Raw genomic sequence first — 8812 nt, forward strand, 5'->3', positions numbered from 1 at the left:
TATTATGACGTAGTATATAATAGCTAGGAAACTTAGAAAATATTTGTTCTGGAGCAACATTGTAAGTATCTTGAACATATTCAAAAATTTCACTTCTTTTAGTCATAACCCTACTCCTTTACAGCAAAAATTAATTGTATACTCTAATTCTAGCACTTATATAATTTATATTCGAAGAATAGCTTCACCAAGAAATTATAAAAAAATAATTTATTTTTTATAATTGTATTATTTATTTCTTTTTTTATGTTATACTACGTATGTAATTGATTTTGAAACGTGAACTGTAACATTATACATATCTATAATTTTTCCTTTTACTTATCAAATATTTATTGCAACAAAACGCATATTTAATATGCATCAGGAGGAAATTATATATGATTAACGGTACAGTTAAATGGTTTAACGCAGACAAAGGTTTTGGTTTTATTACTCAAGAAAATGGTGAAGATGTGTTTGCTCATTTCTCAGCTATTCAATCAAATGGTTTTAAAACTTTAGACGAAGGACAAACGGTTACTTTTGAAATTGAACAAAGTGATCGTGGACCTCAAGCAGTTAATATCCAAAAATAGTAACAAAAAAGAGCCTGTAGGGCTTTTTTTATGCTCAAAAAAACCTACCTGGGAATGGTTACACCAAGAAGTACACTTCAAATTAAGTAAAAAATATGATAGAAGGTCAATAAATGATACAAAGTTTAACAACTATAACTACAGTCATAGTTGCCATAGAGGCTTTTATAATAATGTTTATAGAGATGTTTGCAAATACCTCTAAAGTTGCTCAAAAAGCTTTTGATTTACCACTTAGCTATTTGAAGCAACATGAAGCAAAAATAAGTATGGCAAATCAAGGGCTATATAATGGATTTATTGGTTTAGGAATTTTGGCTAGTTTATTTATATTTCCAAATAATGCTACACCATACGGATTATTTTTATTTGTTATGTTTGTGATAATAGCCGCAATATTTGGTGCTATGACAGTTAACAAAAAAATCATACTAACCCAAGGACTTCCAGCTATAGTAGCTCTTATATGTTTATTTATTAATTACATAATTTAGCAAATTTGTGGGGATTCTCAAATAGTTAATATCTAAAAATAGTAACAGAAAAAGAGCCTGTACGGCTCTTTTTTTGTGCTCAAAAACGTATCAAGGGGAACGGTTATACCAGTAACTAACATAAACAGTCTAAGCAAATAATATTTGAAAAATATAGATTTAAAGAGTTATAATAATTGTGCAAAACCTATTAAATAAAAGCGGGGGTATTATGTTATGAAACTAAATATTAAAGATGCAGCTCAAAAATATTTACAAGATAAAATGCCATCAAAAGATAGTTATGTTTTTTTGGCACTAGATGATGGATCAAATAAATTTTCAAAATTAGGTGGTACATGTGCCATCGGAAATAAATTTCAATTTGTATTTAGTGCTCGAGAAGATACTGATTACAACCAAGACATTGAAAACAATTTAAACTTGAAATTAACAACTTCAAAAGAAGAAGTAGCCTTCTTAGGTGAAAATCTTATTTTGGATTATAAAAACGCATCTCTTATTTTAAGTGATGACAGTGGAGTAATTGATGGTGCTGTTTCTAGCACAGAAAACAAATAAAAAACTAAATAACGTACAAGTTTGTTATATCTATTTAGTTGAAGTAGGTGATAAGTCTTTAGTAAAATACTTTGGACTTGTCACCTATTTTTATATACTTAATACATATTAATTAGTGTACAATCAAAAATTAAAAGGAGTTTTATTATGAAAAAAAACAAGAGATCTATAATGTCTAAAATTGTAGAAACAGCAATAAGATGTGTGAATACAAATCATTTTATTTATGAAGATTCAGCAAAAAAACACTTAAAAAAGCGGTCTCTTATCCAAGATGAACCATTAGATATTAATTTAAAAAAATATAAAGGAAATGTGAATTTAGAATATATAGATGGAATACAAGTTTTAACTTTTGGGAACAAAAGCACAGCTACCAATACAGTTCTATACATACACGGCGGAGCTTATGTTGACGAAATTCATCCTTTGCATATTAGATTTTTGAATAGAATAGCTAAATTAGCTAACTCATATATTATTGCACCAATTTATAAATTAGCACCAAATCACACATATAAAGAAACTTATAAAACAATCACGAGCATTTATAAACGTTTATTGAATCAAAATCCAAATAAATTAACGCTTATGGGAGATTCAGCAGGTGGTGGCTTTATTCTCGGCTTTTGTCAGTATATTAAAAATATAAATATTCAAACACCAGATCTATTAATTTGTATTTCTCCATGGGTAGATATATCTATGTCAAATCCTGAACTGATAAAATACGAAAAAAAAGATCCTATGCTTGGAATTGCAGGAACAAAAGTTTTAGGAGCAACATGGGCTGATGAATTAGATTCAAAAGATTATAAAGTTAGTCCACTATATGGAAACAGTATCAATCTGCCGAAAACATTGATTTTTACTGGTACTCATGAAGTAATTTATCCTGATATATACAAATTTTATAAAAAAATAGTTGGTCAAAATGTAGAATCTGAATTATGTGTGGGGTATAAAATGAATCATATTTATCCCTTATATCTACATATTCCTGAAAGTAAAAAAGCTATTAATAAAATAGTTGATACTATAACCAAATAGTTAATTTTTAAGCAATAAAAAAACACCCTTTCGGGTGTTTTTTTGATATTCAAGGAATGGTTATACCAAGAAGTAGACATAGTTAATTTTTAACTACCATTATTCTCCCTCTGGGAGTATAATAGGTTTAAACATTAAAGTGAAAAGGAGAAATTTTATGAGAATTTCAACAGAAAAAGAAAAACGCATTCAAGTTAAAGTTGATTCGTATTTAAAGAACGATGTAGACTCTATTTTATCTAAACTGGGAATTAATCAAACAACTTTAATCAATGCTTTATATAAACGTGTTGCTGCATCTGGTAGCATTCCATTTGAACTTAAGTTAACGGAACGTGAACTTTTAACTAATAATTTATTAAAAGTAACCGATCAAATACCTGTTCGTGATTTGACCCGCAATGATACAGATTTAAAGGCATGGTTTGATGAAGAATGACAGAAGTACAAAAAATGATGTATCGATAGCCTTTGTTCAATTTTCTGATAAAAGTGGTGGAAAAAGTCGGCCTGTTTTAGTTTTAACTGTTAGTAATGCAGTAATATCTGCGCTAGCTTTGACATCTCAATATGATAAAAAGTCAAGCGTTATAAAAAAACAATACTATGAATTAAAAGACTGGAATGATGCAGGTTTAAATAAACCTACATGGGTAGATATAAAGAACAGAGTATTACTACCTAATGGTCGCGTTAACTTCAATATTATTGGCAGAATTTCTAACAGAGATATTAAGGGACTAGACGAATTTATTGAAAATTATTATAGACAAATCAAGTAATTATTTTTAAGTAAGCAGTGCATTTGTATAACATAATTATAAGCGAAAAAGCAGTCAGAAATGACTGCTTTTTTAGTGTTCAAGGAATGCGAGTTTCCTGAAGTAAACAAAAAAGAACTTTAAAATAAATTAAAATATTTTCTTCATTTTGGTAACTGCAGTTCTGTGAATTTTATATAATTACCATCTATATATGTGATAGAATTAACATCAGTAATAAAAAAAGGAAAGTGTGGAAATATGAAAAAGTTAAAAATACTTTCAAACTTTGATTTGAAAATATTAGGTATTGTGTTAATGGTTGGAGATCATATTTTTGATGCATTTGTAAATCAAGGAGCACCTGAAATTCTTACTATTTTAGGAAGATCTGTTGCACCAATTTTTATATTTTTAACTGTTGAAGGTTATCATTATACGCGCTCTAAATCTCGATACATGATGAACTTACTATCGTTTTTTTGGATTACAACTTTTGCGATAAATGTAGTTACTAAACTAGTACCAAATGATAATTTGGTTTTAATTAATTCTATGATGGGAACGCTTTTCTTAGGAGTCCTTGCTATGTGGGCTTGGGATAGTATGTTCGTATATAAAACAGATAGAAAACGATTTTTATTAGGCTTGTCCGCATGGGCTTTTATTATTATCATGCCTTTGATTTGTGCAATGATTCTAAGTACATATAACGTTGCTTTAATAAACTTAATAATGTATATACCTAACGTCATAACAGTTGAAGGTGGTTTAGCATTTGTTATATTAGCATTATTACTTCATATTTTTAGAAAAAATAGATACCTTCAGTGTGCTGTTATTTTAGTACTATCAGCATTGTGTTTATTGACTGGAAATGTAATACAGTCGTGGATGGTATTATCAATATTATTAATTCTTATGTACAATGGGGAAAAAGGAAGAAGTATGAAGTGGTTTTTCTATATATTTTACCCATCGCATATAATTATTATTTATTTACTAGCAACCTTTATTAATCATTAAAAAGAGGTAAAAACGTGAGGATATTTATAATTTTAGGAATTATTTTATTCGTTATTGGCATTTTGTTATCTATCATAACATCTAGATGGCAAGGATATTACTACGAATCGACACATAGTCCTCTATCTCTAATTGGGCTTTTATTAATAATTATAGGATTGGGATTAGTTTTGATTACAGCTTATTTAAACGGTCAGCTAAACTAAAACTTAATTATCTTCCAATTTCCTTACCACGATGACGATTCAACTCTTTAAATATCTCTGCTTGTTGAATTTCTTTTCGTTGTTGAGGAGATAATTTAAGAGGGCGTTTTTCTCTAAATGCTTCTCTTGTTCTTTGATCAGAATTAACACCGTACAGTATCTTTTTACTTGCTGACGGTGTTTTTTTAATGCCTAATTCGTTTTTTACATCAGTTGCATTCAAGTTAACTTTTCCATTTTGAGTAAATTTATCTCGAAGTTTAGTACCAAAAGTTACACAAATATCTTTTAACTTATGCTTAAATTCATAGCCAAAATCTTGAATAGTTTCTCTAACTGCATAAAGAATGGTTTCTAACTTTTGAATACGTGTTTGCTGTTTCTTAGCTAAGCCTTTTAGCTCGTCATTTTCCTGTTTTAATGATTTATTTTCTGTCGTTAGTTTTTTGGTAGCTGCTTGAAGTTCTTTTTTGAAATGATTTTGATATATCTTTTGAGCTTTATTTTGAATATCAGAATCAAGCTGATGTTTGAGTTCAGCATTTTCAGTAAATACTTGCCCAATATCTTTTGCCATATCGACCGTTTCAACTAATTCAGAAATTTTGGCTAAGGTTTGGTCATAGTTTTGGTTGCTAATAACTTTTCCTGGCAAAATTTCTCTTGCTTTGCTGTTAGTAGAATTACGATTAGAGAATTTTTTATAAAATTTATCAAATAACGTCTTTTTGTAGTCTGATTTAGCTAAATGGTTTTGTTTATGTTTTATTTGCTGTGATATTTGTTTTAAATCGCTCTTATTTGCCAAAATTTGACGTTCTAAGCCGTTTTTATGTTCTGTTAAGTCATTTATCTTATTTTCAAGTGTTAAACTCTTAGATTGCATTTTTTGGCTTTTTTCTTCGTAAACCGACAATTCTTGCTTTTTGTCGCTGATTTCTTGCTCTAATTCTGTATTTTCTTTTTGATAACTAGTTCTTTGGTTTTTTAAGTCGTCCAACTGCTTTTGTAGTTTTTGCCTATATTCTTCGGCTTTCTGATTATAATGTTCTGTAAGTTCATTGTATTTATCTAGAGCCAATCGCTCTGTTTCTTGAACAAGATTTTTATACTCACGAACATCTTTGATTTTATTTGTATTTTTAATATCACGGTCAATTCCGTGTTCATTTAGCGACATTTCAAGTGTTTTGACCTGTTTATCACGGTAGGTTCTAAAAAGCTCTCGAGAGTCGCCTTTTTTATCGCCTAATTGACCTTTTAAAGCCTTATCAAAACTAGGACGTATTTTAACCCCTGTTTTGTAGCCTGTTGCGATTGGCACAACATTGAGGTGTAAATGAGGGCTAACTTCGTCATTGTGAATGACAGCGTTATACACGTACAAATTAGGGTTCTCTTTTTGAAAGTTTTCAGCGTAGCTTTTAAGTATCTGATTAGCTGTTTGCCAATTCTCACTTTCAATGCCATTTTCAAAGTCAGATTTTTGCCCAACTTGAACGACAAATTCCCGCTGTAATTCATAGCCTTTTGAGTGCTTAATTTTAGAATAATAATCGTCTATTTTTCTATCTGCTCTTTTTTGCTTTTGATTATACTCATCAACTACGGATTGAAATAACTTTTGATAAACAGCTTTAATATCTTCTTGTTTAATGACAATATTTTGAGCCGTAAAATCAGGATTAATATGCTGATGATATTTGTTCTCCCAATCTTCTTTTTTAAAGTCACGATTATTGTGTTTAATTGACGTCATATTTGTGGCTTTTTTAAAGCTAATACTCATACCCATAAATAGCACCTCTAACTAGATTGATTTTGATAATAATAAGTATAGCGGTTTTGGTTACCTTTTGGCAAAAGGTAACGTTTTCGAACTTTTGGCACGCTGTTCCAAAAGTTCAAACGTCCTGCGGAGCTGTTTTTCAATCCAAAATAGGTACACTTTTTGATTGAAAAAATAGGCTGAAAATTGGCACGTTTTTCACCCTGATAAATCGACTAAAAAATAGTGATTTTTTTGGTCGATTTTTTGCGTCAAAATATTATAAATTTTTTCCACAAAAAAAGACTGAAAATAAACTCATTTTTCAGTCTTTAAAACCCCTTATAAAATAATCAAAAATTGACCCTTTTTTGATTATTTTTTTGTCCTAAAAGTCGCCGAAATTTTCAACAATTCTTCGCTATTTTTTGTCTGCAAATTACCGTCAGAATCTTGGTAAATTTCATTAGCTAAATAAACTAATTTTTTATAGTTATCTTTGCTGATTAAAAAACCCTCTTCAAGACGACTTTTTGCCTTATCAAAATCAGTTGTTTTTAACTTAACTGATTTCATAAATTGACGACCAATTTTAGCCTGTTCTTTTCCAAAAAGTTGCTTTTTCTTTTGGCGTAATTTCTTTTCTTGTTCTTCAATCTTTCGTAGTTGATTTATCATGTTTTCTCCTAATTTTTTTTATACGATGTGTTATTTGACCTGAGTCATCATCCATAAATCCGAGCATAAAAAATATAAATGCAGAGAATAGAATCATGTATTGAGAAAACATAATTGCATATATAGCAAATAAAAGTCCTATATAAGTCCACATAGACTTTAAAAACATAAAAATCCCCCTTTAATCTAGTTCTCCCAACAAGTCCGAAAGTTTATTGCTAATATCTTCTTTGCTTTTTTCTTTTTTAGGTATGTAACTTTCCCAGTCTGTTGAAATTTCTTGGTATGGTTTTTGATATGAGTTCTTTTCAAATTTATTATCAATAAATTTTTCTTTTTTATCTGGTTTAAAAGTAAATGTATAACTTTTTAATGGTCTACCACGTTTCTTAAAATATTCTTTTTCAACTTTTAGATGATCAAAATAATTCGATAATTCTTCCATAGCTGGTTTCAATATTTTAGTATTCACATGCCATTGTTTATAGGATTTTGGAACATCTAGCAATTCGTTAAATTTTTCAACAGGTAAAATTACTTTCCCAGTTGTCCTGAATTGTTTAAACAATCGAAATAATGTTTTTGCATAGACTGAATGAATATCATTAAACTCTTTTAAAGAGAACCTAACCCATGTACTCAGTTCATTAAGTAAAGGAACAGCTTTTTCATATATCTTAATATCTACATAAGGGTATTCAGATTCAGCGTCTATTTTAAATTCAGAAAACATAATAAATTGTTCATGAACCAGCCCATTTTTTGATGTTATTCCAAAGTTTAAAGTTAGCATTTTTTTGTATAACTTAAGCATTGAATCAATAAATCGATCCATATTTTTCCCACGATAATCCGATAAATCCTTTAATTCATCAAAATAAAATCTAACTTTTTCAGTTCCTCTATCTCTCATTTTTGAAATGATAGAAAAAAATAAGTTAGTTTCACTTCGAGTTAAGTGACTTAGTGGTATTGAGTTCAATTCATTGTCATATTTGGCTATCTCACCTACTGCCATAAAAGTACCTCCAAAATTTGATAGTAATCTTATTCTACATTAACCAAACCCAAAAATCAAAATAAGTTTGGTAAACGTCGCAAAATGGTTTGGTAAACGTCGCAAAATGGTTTGGTAAACGTCGCAAAATGGTTTGGTAAACGTCGCAAAATGGTTTGGTAAACGTCCTGTAACCATTGTTAGTATTGGGATACAGCTCACGTAAAAGAGTATTTAAAAGAATTATAAAACATATATATATAAAAAGTGCATTAACAACCAACATTTTAAGTCAACTATTAATGCACTTCACTTTACTCAATATATATTAAAATATAACTAAATATTTACATTTAGTCTAGACAATAAACCTTTGAAAAAATCTAACATATTGACATCACTCCTTTATCTAGTTTTGAATCGACTAATTCATCGATATAAATTTAACTAGTCAATTCAAAACTAGTATCAATCAATTTTTTAATATTTAAAAATGAAATGTTTGAATTTAAGTTAATACTAACCCAATTTTCTTTATTCATGTGATATGCAGGAAATATATTCTTTTCTTTTCTAAAGTTTCCTATCAGTTCTTTTTCAACTTTTACATTCAAAATAGTTATTATTTCTTCTTCTGATAATCCAAGTTGATTTTTACGAATATCCATAATTAATCCGAACCATTTACGATTA

General features: G+C 28.9%; 11 protein-coding genes. 7 read left to right on the forward strand and 4 right to left on the reverse strand.

Annotation, left to right across the window (positions count from 1 at the left end; all coding sequences use genetic code 11):
- Positions 1 to 380: 380 nt before the first annotated feature.
- The 7 genes from JNUCC80_RS06625 (at position 381) to JNUCC80_RS06655 (ending at position 4470) form a co-directional block, all read left to right on the forward strand.
- On the forward strand, positions 381 to 578 hold the full coding sequence (locus JNUCC80_RS06625; protein ID WP_454153683.1) for a cold-shock protein: 198 nt from the start codon (positions 381 to 383) through the stop codon (positions 576 to 578).
- A gap of 113 nt (positions 579 to 691) precedes the next feature.
- Positions 692 to 1072 carry a DUF1304 domain-containing protein gene (locus tag JNUCC80_RS06630; protein WP_454153685.1) on the forward strand — a complete coding sequence of 127 codons (381 nt, stop codon included), beginning with the start codon at positions 692 to 694 and terminating at the stop codon, positions 1070 to 1072.
- Positions 1073 to 1288: 216 nt separating this feature from the next.
- The gene (locus JNUCC80_RS06635) at positions 1289 to 1633 is read left to right on the forward strand and encodes an iron-sulfur cluster biosynthesis family protein (RefSeq protein WP_454153687.1); all 345 of its coding nucleotides are present in this window, start codon (positions 1289 to 1291) and stop codon (positions 1631 to 1633) included.
- A 147-nt stretch (positions 1634 to 1780) separates the two neighbouring features.
- The gene (locus JNUCC80_RS06640; protein WP_454153689.1) at positions 1781 to 2683 is read left to right on the forward strand and encodes an alpha/beta hydrolase fold domain-containing protein; all 903 of its coding nucleotides are present in this window, start codon (positions 1781 to 1783) and stop codon (positions 2681 to 2683) included.
- A 157-nt stretch (positions 2684 to 2840) separates the two neighbouring features.
- Positions 2841 to 3122, forward strand: coding sequence for a type II toxin-antitoxin system RelB/DinJ family antitoxin (locus JNUCC80_RS06645; RefSeq protein WP_454153691.1), 282 nt, complete (start codon positions 2841 to 2843; stop codon positions 3120 to 3122).
- On the forward strand, positions 3112 to 3465 hold the full coding sequence (locus tag JNUCC80_RS06650; protein WP_454153693.1) for a hypothetical protein: 354 nt from the start codon (positions 3112 to 3114) through the stop codon (positions 3463 to 3465). Before JNUCC80_RS06645 ends, JNUCC80_RS06650 begins: the two co-directional genes overlap by 11 nt.
- 240 nt (positions 3466 to 3705) lie before the next feature.
- The gene (locus JNUCC80_RS06655) at positions 3706 to 4470 is read left to right on the forward strand and encodes a TraX family protein (protein WP_454153694.1); all 765 of its coding nucleotides are present in this window, start codon (positions 3706 to 3708) and stop codon (positions 4468 to 4470) included.
- A gap of 213 nt (positions 4471 to 4683) precedes the next feature.
- Here the strand turns inward: JNUCC80_RS06655 and JNUCC80_RS06660 are convergent, their stop codons facing one another.
- The 4 genes from JNUCC80_RS06660 to JNUCC80_RS06675 all read right to left on the reverse strand — a co-directional run bounded on the left by JNUCC80_RS06660 (position 4684) and on the right by JNUCC80_RS06675 (position 8787).
- Positions 4684 to 6471, reverse strand: coding sequence for a plasmid recombination protein (locus tag JNUCC80_RS06660; RefSeq protein WP_454153675.1), 1788 nt, complete (start codon positions 6469 to 6471; stop codon positions 4684 to 4686).
- Positions 6472 to 6819: 348 nt separating this feature from the next.
- Positions 6820 to 7122 (reverse strand): hypothetical protein, encoded by a 303-nt coding sequence (locus JNUCC80_RS06665; RefSeq protein WP_454153677.1) that lies wholly within the window; start codon positions 7120 to 7122, stop codon positions 6820 to 6822.
- A gap of 181 nt (positions 7123 to 7303) precedes the next feature.
- Positions 7304 to 8140: a replication initiation protein gene (locus JNUCC80_RS06670; protein ID WP_454153679.1), complete on the reverse strand. Its 837-nt coding sequence runs from the start codon at positions 8138 to 8140 to the stop codon at positions 7304 to 7306.
- A gap of 422 nt (positions 8141 to 8562) precedes the next feature.
- A complete protein-coding gene (locus JNUCC80_RS06675; RefSeq protein ID WP_454153681.1) occupies positions 8563 to 8787 on the reverse strand; it encodes an MmcQ/YjbR family DNA-binding protein in 225 nt (74 codons plus the stop codon).
- Between the last annotated feature and the right edge of the window lie 25 nt (positions 8788 to 8812).

The organism is Holzapfeliella sp. JNUCC 80, from assembly GCF_053667655.1.

Excerpts from the sequence above, each read along its gene's own strand:
- JNUCC80_RS06625 (WP_454153683.1), top strand. The coding sequence starts at position 381 with ATGATTAACGGTACAGTTAAATGGTTTAACGCAGACAAAGGTTTTGGT.
- JNUCC80_RS06655 (WP_454153694.1), top strand. The coding sequence starts at position 3,706 with ATGAAAAAGTTAAAAATACTTTCAAACTTTGATTTGAAAATATTAGGT.
- JNUCC80_RS06660 (WP_454153675.1), bottom strand. The coding sequence starts at position 6,471 with ATGGGTATGAGTATTAGCTTTAAAAAAGCCACAAATATGACGTCAATT.
- JNUCC80_RS06645 (WP_454153691.1), top strand. The coding sequence starts at position 2,841 with ATGAGAATTTCAACAGAAAAAGAAAAACGCATTCAAGTTAAAGTTGAT.
- JNUCC80_RS06670 (WP_454153679.1), bottom strand. The coding sequence starts at position 8,140 with ATGGCAGTAGGTGAGATAGCCAAATATGACAATGAATTGAACTCAATA.
- JNUCC80_RS06640 (WP_454153689.1), top strand. The coding sequence starts at position 1,781 with ATGAAAAAAAACAAGAGATCTATAATGTCTAAAATTGTAGAAACAGCA.
- JNUCC80_RS06650 (WP_454153693.1), top strand. The coding sequence starts at position 3,112 with ATGAAGAATGACAGAAGTACAAAAAATGATGTATCGATAGCCTTTGTT.
- JNUCC80_RS06665 (WP_454153677.1), bottom strand. The coding sequence starts at position 7,122 with ATGATAAATCAACTACGAAAGATTGAAGAACAAGAAAAGAAATTACGC.
- JNUCC80_RS06675 (WP_454153681.1), bottom strand. The coding sequence starts at position 8,787 with ATGGATATTCGTAAAAATCAACTTGGATTATCAGAAGAAGAAATAATA.
- JNUCC80_RS06630 (WP_454153685.1), top strand. The coding sequence starts at position 692 with ATGATACAAAGTTTAACAACTATAACTACAGTCATAGTTGCCATAGAG.
- JNUCC80_RS06635 (WP_454153687.1), top strand. The coding sequence starts at position 1,289 with ATGAAACTAAATATTAAAGATGCAGCTCAAAAATATTTACAAGATAAA.